A 25,709-nucleotide genomic window follows, 5' to 3' on the forward strand; every position below is an offset into this window, starting at 1 on the left:
TTCTAAATAGGAAAATGATTTCGGAAAATAGTTTCTTAAAACAAAATGATGCAGATACAAAGAGGAAACAGAGATTGTGAGACAAAGCTATGGAAAGAGGAGGAGAAAGCTATGAGAAAGAAAAAGACCACATTAGCAGAAAGGGTTAAGGCGCAATTTTCGACCAAGTCCTTAGTGCTGATCCCTATTGCAGTCGGGATCAACCTAACCGGCGGGATGCTGTGTTCTGCGCTAAAGCTGCCGCTGTTTCTGGATATGATCGGAACAATCGTCGTTGCATGTCTCTCCGGCGTATGGGTTTCTGCCTTGTGCGGACTGCTGACAAACATTTTTCTGGCACTGGCGGCCAATCCGGTCTATCTGCCGTATTCTGTCGTGAGCGTTCTATGTGCGGTGGTGACAGGATGCATGGTGAGAGCAGGGCTTTTCCAAAAGGTCTGGGGAGCCATACTGACATGGCTGGTCTGTACATTGACCAACACCGTTTCCGCATCTATTATTACGATCTTTGTATACGGCGGAGCAACCGGCGTAACCGGCACCTCTGTTTTAACGGCCACATTGACCGTAGCCACAAAAAATATCATAACGGCTGTTTTGTCTACGTCCATGCTTGAAAATCTTGTTGACAAAGGGATCACATTCCTGATCGCCTTTGTCATCATGCAAAAAATACCTAAGAGATTCCTGAGCCAGTACGCGCCGGACAGTGGCGGAGATGATTGGGAAGATGATGAGGACTAAGGAGGAGCGTATGGCGAAGATATCAAATACATTTATTCCGAAACATACAGTGATTGAGCAGATTCATCCTATGACAAAGATTCTGGCTGTGTTTTCTTTGGGACTTGGCACACTGGTTTTTCCATATTTATGGATCGGACCGGTGATCGTCATAGGATTGTTTGCTGTTGCCTGGCTGGGCCGTATCTTAAAAGAATTTACAAGGGTTATGTTTGGATTTGGCATACCGGTCACTGCTATGCTTCTGTTCATTCAGGGATGCTACTATCCGGGAAATGTGACGGTGATTGCGGATTTAGGGTTTGCTCAGGTGGGACTTGAAGGCATCCGCTATGCGGCAAAAATCATATGTACGCTTTTTGTATTCCTGGGGACATTCTATATCATGAACAAAACGACTTACTCAGGGAAACTGGTAGCTGCGCTGACACAAAGCGGCCTGCCCCCGAAAGCTGGATATCTGGTGCTTGCAAGCCTGAATGTGGTTCCCCAGATGCAGAAAAGAATGGCGGTGATCAAAGAAGCACAGGAGGCAAGAGGCGTTGAGACCGGAGGGAACCTGTTTGCCAGAATAAAAGCTTACATACCTTTGCTGGGGCCGGTTGTCATGTCATCTCTGACAGATGCACAGGAGAGAGGAATGACACTGGAAACCAGAGGATTTGGGATTCAGGGAGTCAAGCAGACAACTTATGTTGAGGTTTCCAAGACTCATACAGACAAAGCAGTCAATGTATTTTTGGTCCTTTTTTTCATCGTTGCTTTGGCGGCGTCAGCTCTGATGAAATTTGGACTTATATAGAAAAGAGGAGAGGAAATGGGCAAGATAGTACTAGAAGTCAGAGATTTTTCTTTTAAATATAGACAGACAAAACGCAGAGCGTTAAAGAATGTCAGCTTTCAGGTTGAAAAAGGAAGCTTCTTCTGTGTGATCGGTGCCAACGGCTCGGGGAAATCTACTCTTTGCAATGCACTGACCGGTCTGGTCCCCCACTATTTTATGGGAAGATCGTCGGGAGAAGTTTTGGTAGAAGGTACTCCAGTGCACGAAAGCTCTGTTGCGGAGTTGTCATCTAAGGTTGGCTTTGTCTTCCAGAATCCGTTTAACCAGCTGTCCTACACAGCAGGTACAGTGGCTGAGGAACTGGCTTATGGTCTTGGGAACCGGGGGATACCCAGGGAAAAAATGTTCGAGAAAGTAGAGTATGTGGCAAAGTTGATGAGGATTGACCATATTCTTTCCAAAAATCCACTGGAGTTGTCTGGAGGCCAGGTCCAGAGAGTTGCGTTTGGCTCAGCGTTTATCATGGAACCGGAGATCCTCGTGTTAGATGAATGTACTACACAGCTGGACCCGGCAGGAAGCGAGGAGATTTTTGATATTGTAAAGCGTCTGAATCAAAAGGGGATCACAGTTGTCATGGTGGATCATGACATGGAACGTGTGGCCAGATATGCGGACAAGATTCTTGTCCTGGATCAGGGGAAGGCGGCTTTTGTTGGTAAGCCGAAAAGCATTTTCGGAGACCCCCTCATAGAAAATCATGGTATTGGAATACCAGATTATGTCAAGCTTAGCCGGGCTATGAAACAGCGGTATGATACCGTCTCTGATATTGAGATCACTGAGGAGCCGACCATAAAACTGGCAAAGGAGGTTCTCGGAAGATGAAGATTGAACTGAAAAAACTACGTTATGTGTATCCGTCCGGGGAAGAAGCTCTCAAAGGTGTTGATCTTATAATAGAAGGAACTGATCCTGTGGCACTCATTGGACAGAATGGTGCCGGTAAGACTACGGTTGTAAAACATTTGAACGGGATTTTGAGGCCTGTCTCAGGGGAGGTTCAGATCAACGGGGAAAGGATTGAAACGCGTTCCACGGCACAGTGGGCAAAACAGATTGGCTACGTATTTCAAAATCCCGATGACCAGCTGTTTCTGGAATCGGTAAAGAAAGAATTTGAATTCGGTCCAAAGCAGATCGGGCTGCCAGCAAAACAGATCAAAGAAAGAATGGAGTGGACGGCAGAGTTGGTCGGTTTGTCCGAAAAACTGGATATGCATCCCTTTGATCTGACCATGGCAGAGAAAAAATTCTGCACCATCGGGGCCGTGATCATGATGGACCCAGACGTCTTCATCTTTGACGAGCCTACCTGTGGGCAGGATGTACAAGGAAATCTAAGACTGCACAGGATTCTTCAGACATTGAAAGAGAGAGGAAAACTTTGTATTACTATTTCTCATGATATGAAATTTGTCGCAGATAATTTTAATCGGATTGTTGTCATGCGCAGAGGGGAGGTGATTCTGGACGGCAGTGCCGAGGAGGTGTTTGCGCAGGTTGATATATTAAATAGAAGTTTTGTTTTGCCTCCGCCGATTACAAGAGTGGCGCAGGGGGCGGGATTACAACAGACAGTTTTTACGACAGAAGCATTTATGGAAGCATTAGAAAACGAAAGGATGGTTTAAGGAAATGGCAGATGTAAAAATTCAGATTTATGGGATCAGAACAGTGGAAGACGCAAGGATGGTTGTGGAGATGGGAGGACATCATCTTGGAGTATCCTACGGAAAGATCAAGAGGACTCCGGGGCAGCTGAGCTGTGAGCGGGCAAAAGAGATCTTTGAGGGTGTTCAGCCAGAAGCGGTGAGAATCGGCCTGACAGTGTCAGAGGATATTGATGAGATCACAGAGGACTTAAAAGCCGCATTCCCGGATGTGATGCATTTATCCGGAGATATTGAGGGAATCACCCCGGCTCAGGTGCAGGAACTGAAAAACAGATTTCCAGGACTTAAAATCATGCAGGCAATCCCAGTTTTGGCGGGTGTACCTCTGGAAGAACAGAAGGTCATGGAATACATCAAGGATTATGAAGGGGTGTCAGACTTTTTCCTGATCGACACGAAAGCGCCAGCTGCAGGAGATATCGGGGCTACAGGACTCACTCATGACCGGGATATTGATAAAAAGATCATTGAGAGCACGAAGGTACCTTGCATCATTGCTGGGGGGCTGGAAGCGTCCAATGTAGCGGAGGCCATCCACATCACACATCCATACGGCGTGGATTCCTTTAGTCTGACCAACTATGATGATGAGCGTGCTGACACAGAACGCTGCAAAGATCCGGCAAAAGTGCAGGCGTTTATTGAGGCGGCGCTGAATGCATAATGTGATCGTTGTCGGCGATGCCAATGTGGACATCATCGTACCTTATCCCCGGTTCTTGAATAAAGAGAGAACCCTGGTAGACTACCCAGAGCCTTCTCTTTTGGGAGGCGGAACCTCAGCCAACACAGCGGTTGCGCTGGCGAGGCTCGGTGTGGGAACTAGTCTGATCGGCACTGTCGGGGATGACCAGTACGGAAGGTACATTCAGGATGATCTTCAGAAAGAAGGCGTAGATATCTCAGATATGATTGTTGAGCCGGAACTGAACACAGTCGGAGTATTTGCGTTTATTGATGAAAACGGGGAACGCTATCTATGGGGATGGCCGAGGGTGGACCAGTCCTTTAAAGTGCTGGATGCGGGCAAAGTACCCTTTCAAAAGATCCAGAAAGCAGACTGGGTACACTCCTCTGGGATGTGTCTGGCCTATGACACTTCAGCAAGGGAAACTGTGATCAGAATTTTCAAAGAGAGTTTTCAAGCGGGAGTTCCCACGTCCTTTGATTTGAATCTAAGAGTGGATGACGGTATCCTAGATCCAGAATATGAAAAAGCAGTCCGCGAGATTATCCAATATACCACATATCTGCTTGGATCCGGGACGGATGAATTTGCTTATCTTGGTACAGAGCGGGATTGGATGGAAAATGCCAGATCGTTTGTCTCCGAAAGCCGTGTGGTGGTCGTGAGAAACGGAAAAGACGGTTCTTACGGATTTTCTTTAGAGGAAGAGACAGAGGTGCCGGCATATCAAGTCACTGTGGAGGACACCGTGGGGGCTGGAGATGTATATAATGCCGGATTTATCAGTGCGGTACTGGAAGGCAAAAATCTGAGGGAATGTCTGGCTGCCGGAAATGCAGTGTCTGGATATACTGTGGAACGAAAAGGAGCCAGAACCTGCCCTAATCTGGAACAGTTACAAACGTTTTTAAAGAAACATCAGTAGAAGAGAGGAGAGACAGTGATGAAGAAAGTAATTTTAGATTGTGATCCTGGACATGATGACGCTTTTGCTATGATGCTTGCGGTACAGCACTTGGATGTGCTGGGAATCACTACCATCGGCGGAAACTGTACGCTTGAAAATGTGACAAAAAATGCTCTGAAGGTACTGGAAGTGCTGGGAAGAACTGATATTCCTGTATTTGCGGGACATTCCTGCCCTACGACAGTACCGCTGGTGACTGCGCCCCAGTTTCATGGGGAGACAGGTCTGGACGGCCCGGTCCTTCCAGAGCCTGTCACAAAAGCCCAGGACAAACATGCGGTGGATTTTATCGTAGAGACCGTCATGAACACAGAGGACGTCACACTGATCGCTACAGGCCCTCTGACAAACATTGCGGCGGCGATCAACAGAGAACCTGGGATCGTAGATCGTGTCAAAGAACTGAGCATCATGGGAGGCTCCGTTACCTATGGGAACTGGACTCCTGCCGCAGAATTTAATATTTATGTGGACCCGGAAGCGGCTTACAGAGTCTTTAATTCAGGCATTCACGTAAAAATGTCTGGCATCAATCTGACCAGACAGTGCTGTCTTACGGCAGAGCATGTTGCAAAATTCCGTGAGATCGGGACAAAAGCGGCAAATTTTGCAGCAGATCTGACAGAATTCTTTATCGATACGACTGTAAAGAGTGCATCTCTTTCTGGAGCCAACATGCACGATGCCTGTGCGGTGGCATGGCTGGTGGATCCGTCATTGATCAAAGCGGCGGATATGCATATTGATGTGGAGTTGAAAGGGGAACTTACAAGGGGAATGACCGTATGCGACTATCGGCATTTAAGAGGGACAGATCCGGCAGTGGATCTGTGCAGAGAACCCCAGATGGACTACAGAGGAGAACAGCCAAATGCGGAAGCCGCTCTTGAGTTGGATTTCCCTGGATTTATGGAACTTTTATATCGGACGCTGGAGCACTATAACTGATGAAATATGAAATGATCCTATGGGATTTTGACGGAACTCTGGCGGATACGGGAAAGGATGTATGGAATTCTTTGGAATATGCTGCGGCAAAATGCGGCGGACAGCTGCCAAAAGAGTTTAAAAGCGATGACAGCAATCTGGGAAAAACCGTTAAGGATGTGTTCCTCCAGATTTATCCGGCCCCAAAAGAGGAACAATATGAATGGTATGAGGAGCTGGTCCGGGTCCATTACCGGACGGTATGTGAATACCAACATACATATCTCTATCCGGGTATCCGCAGGCTGATCCGGGAAACCAGAGAGGCCGGAGTGAGGCACTATATCGTCACAATGAAAGCAGAGGAAGCGCTGGAAAGGATCCTTGAGAAAAAAGGCTGGGCAGAACTGTTTGACGGCTGGATTTCTCCGGACTCTCTCCCGGGAGAGGAAAGAACAAAAGGCGAAATGATCGCCCAGGTACTGAAGGAAACGGGGATACAAACCAGCGCATGTGTCTATATAGGAGATACATGGAGCGACGTAAAAGCCGCAGACGAAAATGGGATAGACTGTATCGGGGTCACATACGGAGACGGGGATGCGAAAGCGGTCTGTTCTCTAAAGCCCCGGTATTGCGCGGAGAATGTTACTGAGATCCGTAGAATTTTAAAAGAAAGGGTGTAAACATGCTTCAGGATTTTAACATATGTATCAATACAAACTTTGTGTTTGGAAAAGATGCGCAAAATCAGATTGGAAGTAAATTAAAGCAGATGGGCATCCAAAAGGTTTTGATCCATCATGATAACGGGAAGTTTTTATATGACGGCGGCCTTCTGGATCAGATAAAGAAGCAGCTTTCACAGAAGGGCATTGAGAGCCTGGAGCTGGGCGGGGTCCTGCCCAATCCCAGATTATCTCTTGTACGGGAAGGCATCCATCTGGCAAAAAAAGAACAGGTGGACATGGTACTCGCCATTGGCGGAGGAAGTGTCATAGATTCTGCCAAAGCCATCGGGCTGGGAGCTGTGTCAGATACAGATGTATGGGATTTTTTCACAGGAGCAGAAATTCCGAAAAGTTCTCTGCCCACTGGAGTGATTCTGACCTGTCCGGCAACCGGAAGTGAATCCAGCGATGTAGCTGTCATTAATCACGTGGAGCTTGGGAAAAAACTTTTGGTCAGCAGTCCGGTCATACGTCCGGCCATTGCATTTATGAATCCTCAATTGACCTGTTCCCTGCCTCCGTTTTTGACTGCATGCGGTGTGGTGGATATGTTTTCACATGTATGCGAGAGATACTTTACACCAGACACGGAGATCGGAGTGATCGACCGAATGGCGGAAGGAATTCTGAAAACCTTGGTGGATATTGGGCCAAAAGTACTGCAAGAGCCGCACAACTATGCTTATCGGGCTGAGATCATGTGGATTGGGTCCATTGCGCATAATGATACGGTAGGCATAGGGAGAGTCCAGGACTGGTCCACTCATGTAATCGGAAATGAGCTGAGTGCACTTTACGACACGCCGCACGGTGCTACCCTCTCGATTATTATGGGAGCCTGGATGAGATATGTCTATCAGGAGAAGCCGGAACGGTTTGCCCGGTTTGCCAAAGAAGTATTTGGAGTGCAGTGGAACGGGAACAATACACTGGAAGCAGCTTTTCAGGGGATTTTGAAAACGGAAGAATATTTCCGCAGTATGGGAATGCCAGTCTCATTTGGGGATTATGGCATTCCAACAGACGAAGTGGAGAAGATGCTTGACCAGATCGCTTTTGGCGGAGAGGATGACAGCATCGGAGGTATCAAAAGACTAAACCGGGAGGATTGCCGCAGAATATTTGAGACGGCATTTTAAACTTGGAAAAGAACGAGTGAGGGAGACATGAAAATACTAAATTTTGGTTCTTTAAATATCGATTATGTTTATGGCGTAAGTCATTTTGTAGAAAAGGGAGAGACTATTTCTTCTGATACGCTTCAGGTATTTGCCGGAGGGAAGGGGCTTAACCAGTCCATTGCCCTGAGCAGAGCCGGGGCAGATGTCTATCATGCGGGTGTCATAGGGACAGATGGATCTTTTTTGGGAGAAATTCTTTGTGAGGCAGAGGTGGATACCCGTTATCTTAAGATCAGCCAGGAAATCCGCACGGGCAACGCAGTGATTCAAAAAGACAGAGAAGGAGACAACTGTATTATTTTGTACGGCGGCGCAAACCAGGCAGTTACAAAGGACCAGGTCGACATGGTGTTGGAAGATTTTCAGAAAGGAGACTGTCTGATCCTTCAAAATGAGATCAGTGAGATTCCTTATCTTGTTGAGAAAGCTCATGACAGGGGCATGCAGACTGTCCTGAATCCATCTCCGATGAATGAGAAAATTTTTGAGATAAATTTAGATTTTATAGACTGCTTCATCCTGAACGAAGTGGAAGCCCGGGCACTGCTCCAGTCAGACGGGGACAGCAAAGATTTGTTAAAAAAGCTTAACGAGAGATTTCCTCATGCGGAGATCGTACTTACGCTGGGAGAAAAGGGTTCCATATACGCTGGTGCACAGGGGATGATAGAGCAGTCCGCATACAAAGTGGACACAGTGGATACCACAGCGGCAGGGGATACCTTTACAGGATATTATACATCCAGCCGTCTGATGGGAAAAACAGTGAAAGAGTCACTGGATATGGCCGCCAAGGCTTCGGCAATCGCGGTATCTAAAATGGGTGCGGCACCGTCCATTCCAAAAAGAGATCAAGTGCTTGAGTTTGCGGCAGATTCGTTTTCAGAATAGGCATAAAGATAAAAGGAGGAATGAAATGAAAACAAGAAAAGTAATCATTGACACAGACCCTGGCATTGATGATGCAGCGGCGATTGCGGTTATGCTTTCAGAGCCGTCACTGGACGTAAAGCTGATCGCCAGTGTGTCTGGAAACGTGGGGATTGAACACACCACTAACAATGCGCTGAAGCTTTTGGCTTTCCTAAAAAAAGACGTGCCGGTAGCAAAGGGCGCTGCGGCTCCGCTCTTAAGAGATAACAGGTTTGCAACCAATGCACATGGGAAATCCGGAATGGGAGGTTTTGATTTTCCGGAACCTAAGAATGAATTGCTGCTGGAAGAAAATGCAGTGCTCAGTGAATACCGTACACTGATGGACTGCAAAGAGAAGGTTTCCATTTTAACTCTTGGGCCTCTGACCAATATTGCATTGCTGATCTTAACATTTCCGGAAGTGAAGGGAAAAATTGAAGAGATCATTATGATGGGAGGTTCCACAGAGAGAGGAAATATCGGGATTTATGGAGAATTCAATGTCACCATTGACCCGGAGGCTGCAAAAATCGTTTTCCGTTCCGGCATTCCGATCACTATGGTAGGATTGGATATCGGAAGAAAAGCCAGACTTACGGTTGGAGACCTGGAAGAGCTTGAAAAGGGCGGAGAGACAGGAATGATGATCAGCTCTCTGTTCCGTTCCTACGATGGAGGACATATTGAAGAAGGAGTGAAGATGTATGATCCGTCCGCGGCCATGTATCTTATGGAACCGGAACTTTTTGAGACAAAAAAGGCTTTTGTCGATGTCGAGACCGCAAGCCCTATCACAATGGGTGCCACTGTCGTGGATTTTGATGAAACATTAAACGGGACAAAGAATGTATCTGTCTGCGTTGATGTTGATGTGGAGCGTTTCCGCAGGCGCTATGTGCAGAGAGTCGCAGAAGCAGAACGTAAGTAACAAGAAAACAGTAAAAAATAGTTTTGAAAGGTATGGTATAGGTAATGTCCAATACAGATGAGAGAAAAACAACAGGAATCCCGGTGCCTGCAGAGGGGACACCGGAATTCCAGACAATGAACCGAATGGCAAAACGTGCGATTCCGCTGGTATTAATCATTTTTATTTTTGGTATTTTGGAGCAGCAGGCGTTTGGGATGATTTTTGTAAATATCGGGAAACAGCTGGGAACCCCGGAACTGGCGTCTCTGATCACATCCCTTCCAGGCATAGCCCTTGGAATCGTGTGTGTCATTTACGGCTCGCTGGGTGACTTTGTATCCCTGAAAAAGATGACACTGCTCGGAACCGTTGTTTTTGTTATCGGTTCCGCCATCGGATTTCTACTTGGCCCTGTGAGCATTTGGGCTGTTGTAGCTGCACGTATGCTCCAGTCCATCGGTGGACAGGTTGCAGGCTCCGTATTCCTGGTACTTGTATCGAAATACATCTCCCAGAAAGAGAGGGTTGTTTATTACGGGATTTTTGTGGCAGTCTTCAGATTTTCGGCGGCACTGGGCGTGGTCGCGGCTGGTTATGTGACAAAGATCGACTGGCGGTGGATGTTTGCCATTCCAGTAATCTCTGTTGTATTCATGCCGGCACTGGCGAAAAACCTTCCGGATGAACATGCAAAGGGCGCAAAGATTGACGGATGGGGCTTTACACTGATCGGAGCTTTTGCCGGAGCTATCACAATGTTCTTCACTGATATGAATCTGCTCTGGTCCGTTGCATCGGTTGTGACTCTGGCAGCTTTCATCATATACATCAACAAAGCAGAAGATCCGATCATCACACCGGCATTTTTAAAGAATCCTGCATTTGTGGCAACCATGGTGGTCATTTTCGTGGGTTACTTCTTCAGCTATACATTGAATGCAGGTGTAAATGCCATCGGGCTTGAAGTGTTTGGTATTGACTCAGCCCAGGTTTCCAACCTGCTTGTGTGGTCCATTCTTCTGGCAGCAGTCCTTGGTTTTGTGTGTGGACCTGTAATTAAGAAGATTGGACGATCCGCGGCTATCATTATGGCTTTAGCGGCAATGGGAATCGGCCTTATCGCGATTGCGTTTGCGATTCCTTATGGAAAGATTGCGGCCCTCGCTGCAGCACCGTGTATCTACTACTTCGGAACATCATTTTTCTACTCTCCGATCGTAGATACGGCGACATTGACGGTTTCACCGGAAGAGTCAGGACGTGTTCTGGGGATCAATGACCTTGTACAGGCTATCACTGGATCTGTCGGTGTAGCAGTATTCGGACAAATGATGTCAGCCGGCGTCATGTCAGGAGGAAGCATCACAGGAGTAAAAGCCGGAGCAGCTTCCACATACGCAAATGTATTCTTAATCGGCGGTATTGTCGTGCTTGCGGCATTGGTCATCTTTATCCTCACAAAGAAAATGATATACAGCCGTTCCAGAAAAGACGGATAAAATAATTATCAAAACAAGACGGGAAATCTTTATAGATCCCTGTCTTGTTTTTTCTTGACGAAAGATATTTTAAGATTTATAATCTATATGACTAAAAGAGAATAAAAAGTCATATAGATTGGAGGGATATAAATGCCAAGGTTCAGCGACACAGAAAGAGAACGAATAAAGCAAAAATTAATGCAGGAAGGAGAACATCTATTTACTTCTTTTGGGATTAAAAAAGTATCCATTGACGAAATCGTACGGGCTGCCGGGATCGCCAAAGGTTCATTTTATTCTTTTTACCCGAGTAAAGAACATCTCTATATGGAGATTGCCGGAAATCTACAGATGAAGATGTGGCGTGAGATGGATGATTTTTTAAAGGAAAACCGTTCTCTGGAGCCAAGAGAACTCTGTAAGCAATGTTTTATTCTAATGTTTAACGGAATACAGCGTTATCCTATGCTGAAACAAGCTGACAGTGAAACTGCTGAATATCTATACCGCAAGCTGCCCAATGAAGTGATTGAGGCACATACAAAAGATGACAGTCATGAACTTATCAGACTACAGGAATTCGGCATTCATTTTAACTGTGGAATCGAAATTGCCACAAAAACATTACAGACGCTTGCCATCAGTTTCCTCAATTTACAGCAAGATTCCCCTGCCGATCAACAGACGATAATGGGGATCATGCTGGATGGTGTATTAAAGGAGATCATCAGTGAAAAATGTGATTGAGGTCCAGAATGTCTATCTTAAATATCCATCTTCAAAAAATGATACGATCCATGGGATCAGTTTTGACGTAAAGGAAGGTGAGATCTTCGGTTTTCTTGGGCCGTCCGGCGCAGGGAAAAGCACCATGCAGAAAATCTTGACAGGAACCCTCCGGGATTACCGGGGGAGTGTACATATTTTTGATACAGAGATGAGGCAGAGAACACATGATTATTATGAAAAAATAGGAGTGGATTTTGAATTTCCGAACTTTTACGGTAAATTCACTGCCCTTGAAAACCTAAAGTATTTTGCTTCTCTATATTCAGGCAGAACAACTGATCCCTTGAAGCTTTTAGAGAAGGTCGGCCTTTTGCATGATGCTGATAAGAAGGTTTCTAGTTATTCAAAGGGGATGAAAATGAGGCTTGGTTTTGTACGTTCTCTGCTTCATGACCCGCAGCTTCTTTTTCTGGATGAGCCGACCAGCGGTCTTGATCCTGCAAATGCAAGAGTCTTAAAGGATATGATCCTGGAGCAAAAGAAGATGGGAAAAACGATCATTTTAACAACCCATAATATGCAGGATGCAGAGGAACTCTGCGGACGTGTTGCCTTTATGGCGGACGGAACGATCAAGGCCATCGGTTCTCCGCACGCCCTGCGCAAAGGCGGGACCAATACACAAGTAGAATATACCTTTTTAGACAATACAAGAGAGATAAGAAAGGTCTGCACTCTTTCCAATCTGGCACATTCACAGGACTTTCAAACCGTACTGAAAAAGGGGTTACTGACAAGCATTCATTCAAAGGAGCAAACCCTTGAGGATGTATTTATTGCGCTGACAGGAAGGGGCCTGCAATGAGATTTTTATCTGCCTTAAAAAACGACATCCATTTTCAAATAAAATATGGATTCTATCTTTTGTACGCTTTTTTCAGTGTGGTTTATATTGCTGTGCTGATGATCATACCCCAGGAATATAAAAAAATGACAGCGTCCCTTATTATTTTGACTGACCCCGCAATGCTAGGTATTTTCTTTATGGGCGGTATATGGCTGCTGGAAAAAGGGGAAGGGCTGCACCGTTTTTGGAGTATCTCACCGCTTTGTCCTATGGAATATACATTGTCAAAAGCCATATCCCTGGCAATCCTGTCAACGGTATCAGCGGATCTCATCGTGCTGGCTGCTATGAGGAGCACAATCCATTTCGTATTCTTGTCTTTTAGTGTATTTACTGGTGCGGTTGTTTTTAATGTCATTGGACTGATTCTGGCATCCTATGCCCGTTCAGTCAACCACTATATGATCATTGTCATATTTCCTGCGGTCTTTTTGTCCGTACCGCCTGTCCTGACAGCGTTTGGAATCACTCATCCGCTTTTGGAGATGTTCCCTGGTACAGCGTTATGGTATTTGATTGCAGATTCGATCCATATGGCAGAAAATATAAATGGCTTTATGTGGGTCAATCTGATCTTCTGGTTCGGGATGATGTTATACTTTGCCAATAAACGGATTGGAGCCGCGCTGCAGTCGGAAGGAGGCGGGAACTTATGAAGCACACGATGAAACTTTTTGAAATAGGGTTGAGACAAATAGCAAAAGACGGAATGCTGCTTGTTCTCCTTCCGGCACCTGTGTTCGCAGGAATCTTTTTTAAATTTGCCATTCCTATCATCAATGACATATTGACAAGAAAATTCTTTTTTTCTATCACAGCCTGGTATGGTCTGGCAGACGGTATGTTACTTTGCCTGACCCCTATGTTTGCAGCAATGATCTCGGCGTTTTTGCTTTTGGAGGAGAGGGATGAGGGTTTAAGCGCCTTTTATCAGATTACACCGGCAGAAGGATCTTCTTACCTAAACGCTCGAATCGGCCTGCCGATGATATGGGCATTTCTTACGACAATTTTTGTTGTTTGTTTCTTTAAAATTTCCCCTCTATCCTTTAAAGTGATACTTTTAAGCGCCCTCATCAGCAGTTTAACGGGGATGTCTTTGGCGATGATGGTTGTTTCCATTGCAGGAAACCGTGTGGAAGGGCTTGCTCTGTCTAAGTTGATGGGAATCAGCTTTATCGGACTTATTTTAATATGGTTTATTCCTGCTCCGTATCATTTTATCATGGCTTTTCTTCCTTCTTTCTGGATAGGGAAACTGCTGATGAACGGAGCGGATCCCTTTTCATTTATGTTTGGACTTATCTCCTGTTTTTTATGGATTGCCTTTTTCACAAGAAGATTTTTGAATAGAGTGTAGTTTACAATTCCTGAAGGCCGTTTCTAAACTTCAGAGGCGATATCCCCTCTCTCCGTGAGAATGCGTTGATAAAGCTGGCACTGGAGCTGTATCCCAGATATTCAGAAATGCTCTCAATGGTCTGTGACGTGGTTTTTAACATGGTTTTGGCCAGATTAATCTTACAGAGCGCTGCGTATTCGATGGGAGAGTACCCTGTCTCAGCCTTAAACAGATGAGAAAAATAGTAAGGGCTCAAATTGACATGTCCGGAAATATCCCTAAGTGTAAGGTTCTTACAGGGATTATCCCGGATAAACCGAATGGCATCGGAGACAGCGGGAGAGCTTTCCATACCGGTTCCGGGTACAGAATGCCGGAAGGACTGGATCTGGCAGAGGCAGCTATAGATGACAGAAGACAGCTCTGCGTCTGTGACCTCCTGTTCAAACCGGAGTTTTGTGACCAGTGAATTAGCCAAATCATAGATCTGCCTGTGGTTATCCAGATTAAAAAGAGGTCCTTTGTTTTGGCTGATCAAATGTCTGGTGACAGAGACCGCATTACTCCCGCAATAGTGCATATAGATAAATTCACAGGAATCACCGGAATAATAAACATGGGGATTTTCCCCGTCAATTAATATGATATCGTTCTTTGCCGCGGTATAGCAGCTTCCCTCATATTCAAGATAAAATGTACCATCCGTCACATACAGCATCAGGGGGGAATGGTTTCCCTGACGCTGTATGCGGTATCCCTGGCGGCAGTAAAAATGTCCGCAGTTGATAATATAGTAGTAATAGTCCGTGAAGGTATCCGATGGTGCAAAGAAAAAATACTCCGATTCCGGAAGTACGCCTGGTTCCCGGCATATCATAAAAACCCTCCTTATCTAAAACTAGAAAACAGAAATATTCTATAGTGTTAAAGTTCTTTTTTTATTATATTATGAGATATCAAAAAAAGCAATTTGAATAAACTTTATAGCAAGACCGAATAGTGTAACAGCAAACAGACTGTGCTAAGATAACTTTAACAGGAAGCCTGTAGCTATTGCTGATACAAGGAACTTGAAAAGCAATCTGATGATATAGAGTGAAAAAGGAGAAAGAAATTATGAACACAACAGACGCAGGGAAAAAAGCAATGTTAGATTCTATGAAAGGATTGATCGTATCTTGCCAGACACAGCCTGATGACCCAATCTATACGGAAGATATGGCAGTGAAGATGGCAGAAGCGGCGGCATGGGCAGGCGCTTCCGGGATCCGGGCAAATACTCCGGAACAGATCCGTGCTATCAAGGAGGCAGTGAATTTGCCGGTGATTGGTCTTTATAAGATCTGGAATGAAGACATGGACGTTTTTATCACACCTACCCTGGAAGCGGCAAAGCAGGTATGGGAAGCCGGGGCCGAGATCATTGCTCTGGACTGCACGGACCAGCTGACAGACAAGGGGCGTCCGGCCTGGGAACTGATGCCAGAGGTTAAAAAAGAGATACCGGAAGCTATGATTTTTGCTGACGTGTCCAACTATGAGGAGGCCAGACGGGCCGTGGAACTGGGAGCGGATATTGTGGCACCGACTCTTTATGGGTACACAGAGGCAACAAAACACATTGAAGAGCCGGATTTAAGGGAGTTTGCAAGGATGTGCCGTGACTTTGGAGAGGATGTCTATATGATGATGGAGGGACATATCTATACCCCGGAGGATGCTATGAAATGCTTGTATCTGGGAGCGCATGCGGTTGTGGTAGGAAGTGCCATCACAAGGCCCCATCTGACAGCAAAACGTTTTGTGGACCTGATCTCAGGCTATCAGAGTAATTGGAGAGATGCTGAAAAGGCAAAGCATTAGACGTTGCCGGAAGGAGGAACAGCTATGGTTCAATTTGATGTGGACGGAGCCCAGAATGTAGAGGTAAGTTTAAAAATCCCGTGTGAAAAGTCTTTGAAGGAACAGCTTTTGATTATGGAGGAATACACGAAGGTGCATCAGACCTATGCGGATGCCCCGAAGGAAGTCCGGGAAGTGGAATGCCTGAAGGTCTTATATCCGAGAATGTTTAGGAGTATTGAATCTGAGGATCTGATCGCAGGGAGGCTGGATTTTCTGCCTATCGGGTTTGGGTGTGTCACTTCCCTGGGCGGAGTCGGCCATTACTGTGTATTTCATAAGCTCAGAGAATTTCAGTCCCAGCTTACTACAGAATCAGAAAAAAAGCGGACAGATATTCTTTATGATTACTGGCTGGAGCATGACCTGAAAACGGTTTACTGCAGAGAGGTACTCACCGAAGATACCATCGGACGGTTTATAGACTGTGAATATCCACTGATTGCCACTGCAAGGCTGTCCGGTATGATGCTGGACTATCCGAAGCTCCTTCAAAAAGGCATCGGCGGATTAAGAAAGGACATCGAAGAAAAAAGCAGGCAGAGTCCTGGCAATCATTTTTATGAAGGGGCATTGGGAACTCTTGACATTTTCGTGCAGTCAGCGCAGTATCTCTGTGAGATGGCGGAACAACAAAAGAAAACCTGTGATGAGGGACGCCGGAAAGAGCTGGAGACCATGTGCAGATCTCTAAAAAAGATTCAGTCAGAGAAACCGGAAACCTTCCATGAGGCCCTACAGCTGATCTGGCTGTACGCCTTGCTTTCGGGGGTCATCAACTACGGGCGCCTGGATGATTATCTGGGCCCGTATCTGGCCGCGGATCTAAAAAACAACAGGATTACCAAGGAAGAGGCCTACCGTTATGTCCATTCCCTGTGGACCATGATCGAAAACAGGAGGACCACAGTCAACGGAAGGATCATCGTAGGGGGAAGAGGACGGAAACATCCGCAGGAAGCGGATCAGTTTCTGCATATTGCCATGAAAGTGGCAAAAAATTGTCGTTATGTAGAACCGCAGTTTACACTTCGTCTGGATCAGGATACTTCTGACGAGATCTGGAATGAAGCCTTTGATGCATTAGAGGTTGGAGCAACATATCCAACTCTCTATAATGATGATGTAAATATTCCGGCAGTTGCTTATGGGATGCGGGTAGACGAAAAAACGGCAGAGCAGTACGTCCCTTTTGGATGTACGGAATATGTTATACAGGGGCAGAGTACAGGAACTCCCAATGTCTGTATCAATCTTTTAAAGCTTCTCAATATATTTATGAATGAGGGCGTGGATCCTATGGACGGGAAAAACAAGTCTGGAGGATTTCCGCTAAAGAAATTGGAGGAATACCGTACGTTTGAATCCTTTTATGAGGGTTATCAAAGCTTTCTTGACTATTACCTGGATCTGTCTGTAGAGGCACAGTACCATTCCTATGAGGTCATGAACCGGCAGGTGTCTTTTCTGTTCACCAGCATTTTGACCGATGACTGTCTGGAACGGGGAAAGGCTCTTTTAGACGGCGGAGTCCGCTATCTGGGTGGGACAAATGAGACTTACGGTAATATCAATACCTCGGATTCCCTCTGGGCAGTGAAGCATCTGGTCTATGACACGAAGAAGTATACATTAAGAGAACTGCATGAGGCAGTCTTGCACAACTTTGAGGGATACGAAGCTGTCAGGAAAGACTGTCTTGCCTGTGACAAATATGGAAATGATCTGGATACAGCCGACGGCATGGCCAATGATCTGTATGAATTTGTGGCGAAGGGAGTCCGGGACCGTGGAATCAGGAAGGGAATGCAGTATTTTCTCATTGTCATCAGCAATAACCAGCTAAACACAGAGTGGGGAAACAGGACTGCTGCCTCACCAGACGGACGTTTGTCCGGGATGTACATGAATCCGGCTAACAACCCACAGGGAGGAGCGGATAAGAGCGGGCCCACTGCAATGTTAAATTCGCTTTCCAAATTTGATGCCAGATACCATGGAGGATCCGTACAGAATATTAAGTTCTCGCCGTCCATGTTCAGAGAAAACAGACAGATCATCAAGCAGCTGATGAAGACGTATTTTAAAAAAGGAGGCTGTCATCTTATGGTGACGGTGGTGGATAAAGCCACGTTGGAGGATGCTGTGGAGCATCCGGAAATGTATCCGGATCTGATCGTCAGGGTCAGCGGTTTTTCGGCGGTGTTTGTCAACCTGACACCGAATGTGCAGCAGGAGCTTTTGAGCCGGTCCACCTATGATGAGGAAAGGTTTGGGATGAGGGGATGAAAAAACAGCTGTCTGTTATGGAGATTGAACGGTTTGCCATCCATGACGGTCCGGGGATCCGTACCACTGTGTTTTTGCAGGGGTGTCCTCTTCACTGCCTCTGGTGTGCAAATCCGGAATCCCAGACTATAGGAAGTAAACTGATGTACTATAAGGAAAAATGTGTGGGCTGCGGAACCTGCGCCGGTGTCTGTACGAATCAGGCCATTGAGATGAAAGAGGGCAGGCCGCTGATCCACAGGGATAAATGCAGGCAATGCCGCAGATGCGAGTCAAGCTGCCTTCAGAACGCTATCCGTTTTTCAGGGGAAAAACGGACTGTGGAAAGCATCATGGCGGAGGTTCTCCGGGACAGGGATTATTATGAAGAATCCGGAGGTGGGGTGACCGTGTCAGGGGGCGAGGCCTTTGTACAATTTGAGGGATTTATGGAGCTTTTAAGACAGTGCCGGGCAGCCGAGATATCCACCGCTGTAGAGACCTGCGGCCATGTTCCGGCAGATCAAGTGAAACAAGCCCTTCCGTGGATTGATCTTTTTCTATTTGATTTAAAGCATACAGATCCTGAGTACTTTTACCGGTATACGGGAGGGGACCTGAATCTGGTGTTGGGTAATTTAAAGTACCTTGCAAGAAAAGTTCCCGAAAAAATCATCGTGCGGGTACCTGTCATCCCCGGATTTAATTTTGATGAGAAATCCATCACAGGGATTTTTAAAGAAACGGCTTCCCTTGGCATTAAAAGGGTTCAGCTGCTTCCCTACCACACCTTGGGCATTGGAAAATATGAGAGGCTGGGCATGCCATATCTTCTCAAAAGCCAGGAATCCTTAAAAAAGAAGGACTTGGAGCGTTTTTGTTCCATGGGACAGGAAAAAGGATTGGAAATTCAGATCGGAGGAGACTGAAACTTACCGGATAATATGTTATGATACCTTTATGAAACAAAAACAGGCAACCAAAAAGGAGTTAATGACATGAAAACAGCAGATGAAAGAAAAAAAGCAATCTTAGAATCTATGAAGGGTCTGATCGTATCCTGCCAGGTACAGCCGGAGGATCCGATCTATACAGATAATATGGTCGTTAAGATGGCAGAAGCTGCACAGTGGGCGGGAGCTGTCGGGATCCGCGCCAATTCTCCGGAGCAGATCAAGGCCATCAAAAATGTAGTGGATCTGCCGCTGATCGGTTTATATAAAATTAAGAGAGGTGATGAAGAGGTTTTTATCACTCCTACACTGGAAGCAGCAAAGCAGGTCTGGGAAGCCGGCGCTGAAATCATTGCAATGGACTGCACGGACCGGATGACAAAGGAAGGCCGCCATGCATGGGAGCTTGTGGAAGATGTAAAGAGGGAAATCCCTGAAGCCATGATCTTTGCTGATGTCTCTACTTACGATGAAGCAAAAAAAGCTGTGGAATTGGGCGTGGACATTGTAGCGCCTACTCTGTTTGGATACACAGAAGCGACCAAACATTTTGAGAGCCAGGATATGAGAGCCTTTGCAAAGATGTGCAGGGATTTTAAAGATGATGTGTATGTGATGATGGAAGGGCATATCAATACTCCGGAAGAGGCGGTAAAATGTCTGTATCTTGGGGCACATGCGGTGGTTGTCGGAAGTGCGATCACAAGGCCTCATCTGACTGCAAAACGATTTACGGATTTGATTTCAGGCTATCAGGAGTAGGCCTTAAGAAGTTATTCACATTCTGTGATGCGTCATTCGCCATAAAATATAGAGACTGTAAAAAGACTGTGCTATCATATGCAAAACGGAACTTATTATTTTTACAGGGAGGTATTTTATGAGATATTATCACATAGACATGCATATGCCGGTGAGAGATTTGATAACTCTGCCTAGTTTATTCAGCACGATTCCAGATAATCCAAGCGGATATGCCCAGGTTCTCACGGCTCCTGTACCCTTACATATGGGAATGCAAGCTACTGAAGGAAAAGAGATGCGGGAAATCCTTCATGAGCGGGCAGAGCAGCCAACAAGGGTAGCAAGCAATCAATATGTTCTTGCAGGAGGGGTTTTTACTTCTTGTTTTGTACTTGTACTATATCATATAGGAGAGCCGGACTGCGTGTATGCACGTCATTTTCAGATTTCACATCTGGATACTGCAGTGGGAGAGATGCCTGCTTTTGGAGACGAAACGTGGGCAATCCTGGCCAGACCTGAATTAGATGGCAGTTATGGTACAGTCGCAAATAATCTAGTTGCCGCATATGGGACTGATCACGTATGTTTAATCGATGGCTTTACTAACTTTTCCGTGACTGGTGATAGAAAAATTAGATTTTGCTAGCATGTGTAATTACAATAATCTGTGTACGGCAGGTAGAACTACCGCACACAGATTATTTTTGTTCTTACGATGGGGAGAGGCTATGGGCTTGCCAATTTTATTCTGTTTGGATGTTTTCCCGCCCTTATTCCTTACAGTCTTCAAATCTTGGTTCTATATATTCTTTAATAAATTCTATCCGGTCGGTCACCTTTGGTTTAAAAAGAGAAGCGATGGCGACGGTCAGATTTTTCTTTGTATTGACGTAGATCACATTTCCGCCGTCCCCCATGGCCGCAAAGCCGTCCTCGTGAATCCACCATAAATATCCATAAGAGAGACTCATCCTTTCCCACCGGCTGTGTTCCTTTGTACTCTCGCTGACCCACTCTGCAGAGACAATACGTTTCTTATTCCACAGGCCGCCGTTTAGGTATAACTGGCCCAGCTTTGCCATATCCACAGGAGAGAGTGTAAGACCCCAGCCCGCAGTATTAGTCCCGGATGGATCAACTGCCCAGCCGCTGATATCCGTGGCTTTATTAAATGCCATCTGTTCTTCTTTGGAATGAAATATTACACTGCGCTCTACCGTGATCCCAAGAGGGCGGAAAAGGTGTTCAGAGGCAAAGTCAAATACAGACTGTCCAGTGGCGTTTCTTAGAATGCCAGATAAAATATCAGGTCCTATGAGTGGAGTATACCTAAATTGTCCTATTTTTCCCCTGCCTCCCAACAAGTCGAGGCTGAATGTTACCATGTCATCGCTAGTGAAATATTTGACGTAAGGTGCGAATTTATATTTATATGGGGCTGTCATGGTCAGCAGATCCCGTAACGTTACATTTTGTATTGTTTTTTCTCTCTGTTTTGGGATGTAATCAGGGAAAAAATCCAGCACCCTCTGGCCAATGTCTGCAATGTACCCTTTATCTATGGCAATTCCGATCAAAATAGAGATGATGCTTTTTGTCACAGAATATATGTGGATGCGGCTTACGGCAGTACAGCCATTAAAATAATGTTCGTATTGAGTTTCACCGTCCTTTAATATAACTACGCCTGCAATGTTACCGCAGTCCTTAGTGATGATGGTTTCCAGCTCCTGCATGTTTGATTGATTTATCATAATTCCTCCTTTAATCATTCATTTTTTGTGATAAAGGATATCCTTAAGATTAAGGATAAAGCCATTAAAAATTGATTACAAGCCCTATTTTTAAAAAATATTTAATGATATATTTGTTGTTGAAAGGAAGTGATAAGATGAAGATTCGGAATCAATATACTTGTCCTTTAGAGTTAGTACACGATATTACAAGAGGGAAGTGGAAACCAATAAGCTTTGCTGATCATTGATGTTCAAAATGATTATTTTGAGAATGTGAAATGCCGGCTGCATCAACCGGAAGCCGCATTAAAGGCAATCCAGAGACTTTTGAAGTATTTTAGAGATATGAACTATCAAGTTTATTATATCCAGCATATTGCGGCAAAAGATGCGCCTTTTTTTGTACCGAATACAGAGGGGGTAAAGAGTTCTGAGAACATCAAGCCTCTTGATACAGAAAAGATCATCAAAAAGCACTATCCAAACAGTTTTTTTGAGACAGAGCTGCAGGCAGAATTGAAAAAATCTTCTGTGACAGAATTGACCGTGTGCGGAATGATGACACATATGTGTGTTGATACAACGGTCAGAGCAGCGAAGGATCTGGGCTATCAGGTGACACTCATATCCGATGCCTGTGCCACAAAAGATTTAGAATGGCAGGGAGAAAAGATACCTGCAGAAATTGAGCAGAATGTCTTTCTGGCTTCTTTGAATCAAAAATTTGCAACAATCATGACAGTGGAGGATCTGGCATCTGAGGATCTTTTAATCTAATATTTTTCTGGAATCCGAATGTTAGCTACATTGTGAAACCTATATTTTTCTAACATATGCTTCTTCATACAAACCAAATTGTAACGGTAACAATCTGCTATGCCATCTGCAAAGGAGCTCGCATTCCCTTTCCTTAACTGCTGGAACGCTAGAATGACTTGCTTGTTGAGATTTGAAAGTGTGTGTTTCTTGGACGGATAATAAGCAAAATGGTGCCCCCACTCAAGAAGAAGATTGGTTTTAGATAATATAACATAGAAAGGTTCTAATCTGGTATGTTTCATTATGGATTCCAAAATAGCTGTTAAATAAATAGATCCAGAAGAAGTAAATCCGTCTTCTAACTCGTCCAGTTCTGCTTTCGTAAAGTGCGGAGCTGCAGCTAAAGCAGCCGGGCGAATAATCAGTACCATTAGCTGTAAGGCATGAAGGTAACGTAATGCCTTATCTACATACCCGGAATTAAGAGCCAGCTGATGAAGTCTAGTATCATCTGGTTCTATAACTATAGTGCCTTTACCGTTTAACGTCTTTACAAAACCTCTCTGTTCAAGTTCTGACAATGCCTTTCTGACTGTCGATAAAGAGACATCATACTGACTAGCCAGCTGCTTTTCATATGGAAGATACATTCCAACAGGATATTCTCCAAGACCAATTTTTAGATTAATGTCATCAACAATTTTTGAGTAGTAATAATCTTGACCACGCATGGGATTCCACGAATACTTCAAGCCAGTCTGTGCAGGACATTTTGGCATTCTCTCTGACAGATGATTTAACGTATTTTCAATAGAATCCGTAAGTTCTTGGTACATATTTGATAACTGGTTGTACTTTGTGAGTGGATCATTGCCCTTTAATATATCTATGATAACATTGGTTACAGATGCAGACCCCTGCAAAAAGTGCTTAGAGAAATAGGGACAATTTTCAGTAAAAAATGCAAGCTTGTTATAAAGGCCAAATGTAGAATATAGTTCGCTGAATAGGGAATTACCACCGATTCTTAAGATATCATATCCTAATTTAGAAGGAGATGACCATCCACCTGAGACATATCCCAAACGTAATGCTTTCACAGCCTGTTTATAGTGAGGCATTATCTCCACGTCACACCCCTGCAAAGCAAAAACCATAAGTGAAGGTAGTATTAGAGCAAAAGTCTGATATACCTGTAAAATGCCTTCCTTTTGTTTTAAAATCTCGAAAACAGTATTTGATGAATGACAAGTATCTTTTTTTGAAACAACAATTGGTGCAAGACGGGGCTGAATGTCAACCAGTCCTTCTGTCCGCAATGCGTCAAAGACACGGTTAATCGTATATCTGCTTACATGAAATTGCTCGCAGTACATCCTTGAAGATGGCAAAGCATTTCCGGGAGGTATTTGGCCCTCCAAAATACATTGTTTAATTTCATTATATACAAATGTAAATTTTGTTTCTTGTGGCTTCATAACTCGTCTCCTATCTGTCCGAATTATATCATGATGAATTTATTTTGTCAGTAGTAAAAACGCAAACCTATTTGCACACCTTACCAATATGGATATTGCCAGTATGTAAGGATGACATTTATAATAAAATTGTAAAAATTAAAAGAAAAGGTTTGAGTATCATGGAAAAACAAAAAATCTTAATTGTCGATGATTCAGAAATGAATCGTGCCCTTTTAGCAGATATCCTGGAAGAACAATATGATGTGGTAGAGGCTGATAATGGTATAGAAGCAATTTCTATCCTTTCAAGGCAAAGAACAGATTTTTCTCTTCTACTTCTGGATATTATGATGCCTGGCATGGATGGATTTGAAGTATTAGCTTACATAAACAAATACCACTGGAATGACACCTTTGCTGTTATTATGATTTCGGCTGATGACTCTCCTTTAAATATAAAGCGATCCTACGATTTGGGGGCCTTTGACTACATCAGCCGTCCCTTTGATTCGACCATTGTCCAGCGCCGAATTTCTAATACAATGCTTTTATATGCACGACAGCAGCGTCTTGAAAAAATTATTGCAGAACAATTTCATGAGCAGGAAAAAAATAATAAGCTGATGATTACAATCCTGTCTCACATTGTGGAATTCCGTAATGGAGAGAGTGGCTTGCATATATTGCATGTTAATACTATTACAAAATATTTGCTAAATCAGCTGGTACAGCTTACTGATCAATATCCCTTGTCCAAAGCAGATATTTCTTTGATCAGCACCGCTTCTGCGCTGCACGATATTGGAAAAATATCGATTTCAGATGCGATATTGAATAAACCTGGACGGCTTACGCCAGAGGAATTTGAAGTGATAAAAACTCACTCAATGGTTGGAGCTAATATGCTATTAGACTTGTCCATTGAGCAACAGGAAGCCCCGCTTGTCAAAGTAGCTTCTGAGATTTGTCGATGGCACCACGAAAGGTATGATGGCAGTGGTTATCCGGATGGATTAAAGGGAGAAGAAATACCCATAGCTGCCCAGGTGGTTGCGCTGGCTGATGTATACGATGCCTTGATCAGTGAACGATGCTATAAGAAAGCTTATTCACATGAAGAAGCTTTGAAAATGATTTTAGAAGGACGATGTGGTGCATTTAATCCTACTCTTTTACTGTGCCTGCAAGAAATTGCGGACACACTTGAAAGTGAACTTATGGATGTCTCCACAGAACGAGAGACTAAAAATATTCAAGATATAAGAAATAAAATAGACTATGACAGGCTGTTTTCCTATGAAAAATACACCTTTCTGTCTCGCAAACAACGAGATCTTCAACTATTATATATTGACTCCTTAACCAGTGTCTACAATCGCCGTTATTATGATGAGCATTTTCAAGGCGCAGATGGTATTCAGGCAATGGTCGTAATCGATGTAGATAATTTCAAACACATCAATGATAATTATGGCCACGATGTAGGCGATATCGTATTGCAAAACATTGCACAAACTGTTTCATCCTGTGTACGAAAAACAGATGCCGTTATCCGTTATGGGGGCGATGAATTTTTAATTATCTTTTTTAGTATACCTGCAGATATATTTGAGCAAAAATTGGAGAGAATCAGACACTCTGTTGATCGTCTGATAATTGATGACCATCCCGAACTACATATGTCTGTCAGCATAGGCGGAGCATATGGAATAGGAACCATAAAAAAACTTTTTAAAGCTGCAGACAATATGATGTATCTTTCAAAAAAAGCAAAAAATCAGGTGACTGTATGTTTTCTGGACGAGAATGAGGATATTACAGACAACAATTAAAAAGGAGGAA

26 protein-coding genes are annotated in these 25,709 nt (G+C 44.5%); 23 read left to right on the forward strand and 3 right to left on the reverse strand.

Features of this window, described 5'->3' with window-relative positions; translation table 11 throughout:
* Positions 1–111: 111 nt before the first annotated feature.
* The 16 genes from AR1Y2_RS08365 to AR1Y2_RS08440 all read left to right on the forward strand — a co-directional run bounded on the left by AR1Y2_RS08365 (position 112) and on the right by AR1Y2_RS08440 (position 14,060).
* Complete coding sequence (locus tag AR1Y2_RS08365) at positions 112–744, forward strand: ECF transporter S component (RefSeq protein WP_137328548.1); 633 nt, start codon at positions 112–114, stop codon at positions 742–744.
* Positions 745–754: 10 nt separating this feature from the next.
* A complete protein-coding gene (locus tag AR1Y2_RS08370) occupies positions 755–1,546 on the forward strand; it encodes an energy-coupling factor transporter transmembrane component T (RefSeq protein WP_137328549.1) in 792 nt (263 codons plus the stop codon).
* Positions 1,547–1,561: 15 nt separating this feature from the next.
* On the forward strand, positions 1,562–2,416 hold the full coding sequence (locus AR1Y2_RS08375; RefSeq protein ID WP_137328550.1) for an energy-coupling factor ABC transporter ATP-binding protein: 855 nt from the start codon (positions 1,562–1,564) through the stop codon (positions 2,414–2,416).
* The gene (locus AR1Y2_RS08380) at positions 2,413–3,222 is read left to right on the forward strand and encodes an energy-coupling factor ABC transporter ATP-binding protein (protein ID WP_137328551.1); all 810 of its coding nucleotides are present in this window, start codon (positions 2,413–2,415) and stop codon (positions 3,220–3,222) included. The genes AR1Y2_RS08375 and AR1Y2_RS08380 overlap by 4 nt, the downstream gene beginning before the upstream one ends.
* A 4-nt stretch (positions 3,223–3,226) precedes the next feature.
* Positions 3,227–3,928: a phosphoribosylanthranilate isomerase gene (locus tag AR1Y2_RS08385; RefSeq protein WP_137328552.1), complete on the forward strand. Its 702-nt coding sequence runs from the start codon at positions 3,227–3,229 to the stop codon at positions 3,926–3,928.
* Entirely contained in the window at positions 3,921–4,877 is a 957-nt protein-coding gene (locus AR1Y2_RS08390) for a carbohydrate kinase family protein (RefSeq protein ID WP_137328553.1), read from the forward strand. Before AR1Y2_RS08385 ends, AR1Y2_RS08390 begins: the two co-directional genes overlap by 8 nt.
* A gap of 18 nt (positions 4,878–4,895) precedes the next feature.
* Positions 4,896–5,867: a nucleoside hydrolase gene (locus AR1Y2_RS08395; protein WP_137328554.1), complete on the forward strand. Its 972-nt coding sequence runs from the start codon at positions 4,896–4,898 to the stop codon at positions 5,865–5,867.
* Positions 5,867–6,532: an HAD family hydrolase gene (locus AR1Y2_RS08400; protein ID WP_137328555.1), complete on the forward strand. Its 666-nt coding sequence runs from the start codon at positions 5,867–5,869 to the stop codon at positions 6,530–6,532. Before AR1Y2_RS08395 ends, AR1Y2_RS08400 begins: the two co-directional genes overlap by 1 nt.
* 2 nt (positions 6,533–6,534) lie before the next feature.
* Positions 6,535–7,716: an iron-containing alcohol dehydrogenase gene (locus tag AR1Y2_RS08405; protein WP_137328556.1), complete on the forward strand. Its 1,182-nt coding sequence runs from the start codon at positions 6,535–6,537 to the stop codon at positions 7,714–7,716.
* Positions 7,717–7,743: 27 nt separating this feature from the next.
* Positions 7,744–8,649, forward strand: a complete 906-nt coding sequence (locus tag AR1Y2_RS08410) for a ribokinase (RefSeq protein WP_137328557.1) — start codon at positions 7,744–7,746, stop codon at positions 8,647–8,649.
* A gap of 25 nt (positions 8,650–8,674) precedes the next feature.
* Positions 8,675–9,601, forward strand: coding sequence for a ribonucleoside hydrolase RihC (gene rihC / locus AR1Y2_RS08415; protein WP_137328558.1), 927 nt, complete (start codon positions 8,675–8,677; stop codon positions 9,599–9,601).
* A 44-nt stretch (positions 9,602–9,645) separates the two neighbouring features.
* Positions 9,646–11,082, forward strand: a complete 1,437-nt coding sequence (locus AR1Y2_RS08420) for an MFS transporter (protein ID WP_137328559.1) — start codon at positions 9,646–9,648, stop codon at positions 11,080–11,082.
* Positions 11,083–11,214: 132 nt separating this feature from the next.
* On the forward strand, positions 11,215–11,811 hold the full coding sequence (locus AR1Y2_RS08425) for a TetR/AcrR family transcriptional regulator (RefSeq protein WP_137328560.1): 597 nt from the start codon (positions 11,215–11,217) through the stop codon (positions 11,809–11,811).
* A complete protein-coding gene (locus AR1Y2_RS08430; protein ID WP_137330227.1) occupies positions 11,804–12,658 on the forward strand; it encodes an ABC transporter ATP-binding protein in 855 nt (284 codons plus the stop codon). The genes AR1Y2_RS08425 and AR1Y2_RS08430 overlap by 8 nt, the downstream gene beginning before the upstream one ends.
* A complete protein-coding gene (locus tag AR1Y2_RS08435) occupies positions 12,655–13,356 on the forward strand; it encodes a fluoroquinolone export ABC transporter permease subunit (protein ID WP_137328561.1) in 702 nt (233 codons plus the stop codon). The genes AR1Y2_RS08430 and AR1Y2_RS08435 overlap by 4 nt, the downstream gene beginning before the upstream one ends.
* Positions 13,353–14,060, forward strand: a complete 708-nt coding sequence (locus AR1Y2_RS08440; RefSeq protein WP_137328562.1) for a hypothetical protein — start codon at positions 13,353–13,355, stop codon at positions 14,058–14,060. Before AR1Y2_RS08435 ends, AR1Y2_RS08440 begins: the two co-directional genes overlap by 4 nt.
* Before the next feature lies 1 nt (position 14,061).
* Here the strand turns inward: AR1Y2_RS08440 and AR1Y2_RS08445 are convergent, their stop codons facing one another.
* A complete protein-coding gene (locus AR1Y2_RS08445; RefSeq protein ID WP_137328563.1) occupies positions 14,062–14,919 on the reverse strand; it encodes an AraC family transcriptional regulator in 858 nt (285 codons plus the stop codon).
* A 239-nt stretch (positions 14,920–15,158) separates the two neighbouring features.
* Between AR1Y2_RS08445 and AR1Y2_RS08450 the strand changes: the two genes are divergently transcribed.
* From AR1Y2_RS08450 to AR1Y2_RS08470, 5 genes are all read left to right on the forward strand, one after another.
* On the forward strand, positions 15,159–15,905 hold the full coding sequence (locus AR1Y2_RS08450; protein ID WP_137328564.1) for an N-acetylmannosamine-6-phosphate 2-epimerase: 747 nt from the start codon (positions 15,159–15,161) through the stop codon (positions 15,903–15,905).
* Between the two features lie 24 nt (positions 15,906–15,929).
* The gene (locus tag AR1Y2_RS08455; RefSeq protein WP_137328565.1) at positions 15,930–18,233 is read left to right on the forward strand and encodes a pyruvate formate lyase family protein; all 2,304 of its coding nucleotides are present in this window, start codon (positions 15,930–15,932) and stop codon (positions 18,231–18,233) included.
* Positions 18,230–19,141, forward strand: coding sequence for a glycyl-radical enzyme activating protein (locus tag AR1Y2_RS08460; protein ID WP_137328566.1), 912 nt, complete (start codon positions 18,230–18,232; stop codon positions 19,139–19,141). Before AR1Y2_RS08455 ends, AR1Y2_RS08460 begins: the two co-directional genes overlap by 4 nt.
* 69 nt (positions 19,142–19,210) lie before the next feature.
* Positions 19,211–19,927: an N-acetylmannosamine-6-phosphate 2-epimerase gene (locus tag AR1Y2_RS08465; protein WP_137328567.1), complete on the forward strand. Its 717-nt coding sequence runs from the start codon at positions 19,211–19,213 to the stop codon at positions 19,925–19,927.
* A gap of 118 nt (positions 19,928–20,045) precedes the next feature.
* Positions 20,046–20,558: a hypothetical protein gene (locus AR1Y2_RS08470; protein ID WP_137328568.1), complete on the forward strand. Its 513-nt coding sequence runs from the start codon at positions 20,046–20,048 to the stop codon at positions 20,556–20,558.
* Positions 20,559–20,682: 124 nt separating this feature from the next.
* Here the strand turns inward: AR1Y2_RS08470 and AR1Y2_RS08475 are convergent, their stop codons facing one another.
* Positions 20,683–21,666: a serine hydrolase domain-containing protein gene (locus tag AR1Y2_RS08475; protein WP_137328569.1), complete on the reverse strand. Its 984-nt coding sequence runs from the start codon at positions 21,664–21,666 to the stop codon at positions 20,683–20,685.
* 216 nt (positions 21,667–21,882) lie between these two features.
* Between AR1Y2_RS08475 and AR1Y2_RS08485 the strand changes: the two genes are divergently transcribed.
* Complete coding sequence (locus AR1Y2_RS08485; RefSeq protein ID WP_137328570.1) at positions 21,883–22,425, forward strand: cysteine hydrolase family protein; 543 nt, start codon at positions 21,883–21,885, stop codon at positions 22,423–22,425.
* Here the strand turns inward: AR1Y2_RS08485 and AR1Y2_RS08490 are convergent.
* Positions 22,422–23,885, reverse strand: coding sequence for a GntR family transcriptional regulator (locus AR1Y2_RS08490; protein WP_137328571.1), 1,464 nt, complete (start codon positions 23,883–23,885; stop codon positions 22,422–22,424). The two genes, AR1Y2_RS08485 and AR1Y2_RS08490, sit on opposite strands and share 4 nt — an antisense overlap.
* A 161-nt stretch (positions 23,886–24,046) precedes the next feature.
* Here AR1Y2_RS08490 and AR1Y2_RS08495 point away from each other — a divergent pair, with 161 nt between their 5' ends.
* On the forward strand, positions 24,047–25,699 hold the full coding sequence (locus AR1Y2_RS08495; protein WP_137330228.1) for a diguanylate cyclase: 1,653 nt from the start codon (positions 24,047–24,049) through the stop codon (positions 25,697–25,699).
* Positions 25,700–25,709 lie beyond the last annotated feature (10 nt).

It is taken from the genome of Anaerostipes rhamnosivorans (genome assembly GCF_005280655.1).
GTDB classification, from domain to species: domain Bacteria; phylum Bacillota; class Clostridia; order Lachnospirales; family Lachnospiraceae; genus Anaerostipes; species Anaerostipes rhamnosivorans.

Coding starts and splice junctions, on each gene's coding strand:
- AR1Y2_RS08380 (WP_137328551.1), top strand. CDS start 2,413: ATGAAGATTGAACTGAAAAAACTACGTTATGTGTATCCGTCCGGGGAA.
- AR1Y2_RS08440 (WP_137328562.1), top strand. CDS start 13,353: ATGAAGCACACGATGAAACTTTTTGAAATAGGGTTGAGACAAATAGCA.
- rihC (WP_137328558.1), top strand. CDS start 8,675: ATGAAAACAAGAAAAGTAATCATTGACACAGACCCTGGCATTGATGAT.
- AR1Y2_RS08370 (WP_137328549.1), top strand. CDS start 755: ATGGCGAAGATATCAAATACATTTATTCCGAAACATACAGTGATTGAG.
- AR1Y2_RS08460 (WP_137328566.1), top strand. CDS start 18,230: ATGAAAAAACAGCTGTCTGTTATGGAGATTGAACGGTTTGCCATCCAT.
- AR1Y2_RS08390 (WP_137328553.1), top strand. CDS start 3,921: ATGCATAATGTGATCGTTGTCGGCGATGCCAATGTGGACATCATCGTA.
- AR1Y2_RS08365 (WP_137328548.1), top strand. CDS start 112: ATGAGAAAGAAAAAGACCACATTAGCAGAAAGGGTTAAGGCGCAATTT.
- AR1Y2_RS08405 (WP_137328556.1), top strand. CDS start 6,535: ATGCTTCAGGATTTTAACATATGTATCAATACAAACTTTGTGTTTGGA.
- AR1Y2_RS08475 (WP_137328569.1), bottom strand. CDS start 21,666: ATGATAAATCAATCAAACATGCAGGAGCTGGAAACCATCATCACTAAG.
- AR1Y2_RS08455 (WP_137328565.1), top strand. CDS start 15,930: ATGGTTCAATTTGATGTGGACGGAGCCCAGAATGTAGAGGTAAGTTTA.
- AR1Y2_RS08495 (WP_137330228.1), top strand. CDS start 24,047: ATGGAAAAACAAAAAATCTTAATTGTCGATGATTCAGAAATGAATCGT.
- AR1Y2_RS08385 (WP_137328552.1), top strand. CDS start 3,227: ATGGCAGATGTAAAAATTCAGATTTATGGGATCAGAACAGTGGAAGAC.
- AR1Y2_RS08420 (WP_137328559.1), top strand. CDS start 9,646: ATGTCCAATACAGATGAGAGAAAAACAACAGGAATCCCGGTGCCTGCA.
- AR1Y2_RS08375 (WP_137328550.1), top strand. CDS start 1,562: ATGGGCAAGATAGTACTAGAAGTCAGAGATTTTTCTTTTAAATATAGA.
- AR1Y2_RS08395 (WP_137328554.1), top strand. CDS start 4,896: ATGAAGAAAGTAATTTTAGATTGTGATCCTGGACATGATGACGCTTTT.
- AR1Y2_RS08490 (WP_137328571.1), bottom strand. CDS start 23,885: ATGAAGCCACAAGAAACAAAATTTACATTTGTATATAATGAAATTAAA.
- AR1Y2_RS08450 (WP_137328564.1), top strand. CDS start 15,159: ATGAACACAACAGACGCAGGGAAAAAAGCAATGTTAGATTCTATGAAA.
- AR1Y2_RS08445 (WP_137328563.1), bottom strand. CDS start 14,919: ATGATATGCCGGGAACCAGGCGTACTTCCGGAATCGGAGTATTTTTTC.
- AR1Y2_RS08425 (WP_137328560.1), top strand. CDS start 11,215: ATGCCAAGGTTCAGCGACACAGAAAGAGAACGAATAAAGCAAAAATTA.
- AR1Y2_RS08410 (WP_137328557.1), top strand. CDS start 7,744: ATGAAAATACTAAATTTTGGTTCTTTAAATATCGATTATGTTTATGGC.
- AR1Y2_RS08400 (WP_137328555.1), top strand. CDS start 5,867: ATGAAATATGAAATGATCCTATGGGATTTTGACGGAACTCTGGCGGAT.
- AR1Y2_RS08465 (WP_137328567.1), top strand. CDS start 19,211: ATGAAAACAGCAGATGAAAGAAAAAAAGCAATCTTAGAATCTATGAAG.
- AR1Y2_RS08470 (WP_137328568.1), top strand. CDS start 20,046: ATGAGATATTATCACATAGACATGCATATGCCGGTGAGAGATTTGATA.
- AR1Y2_RS08435 (WP_137328561.1), top strand. CDS start 12,655: ATGAGATTTTTATCTGCCTTAAAAAACGACATCCATTTTCAAATAAAA.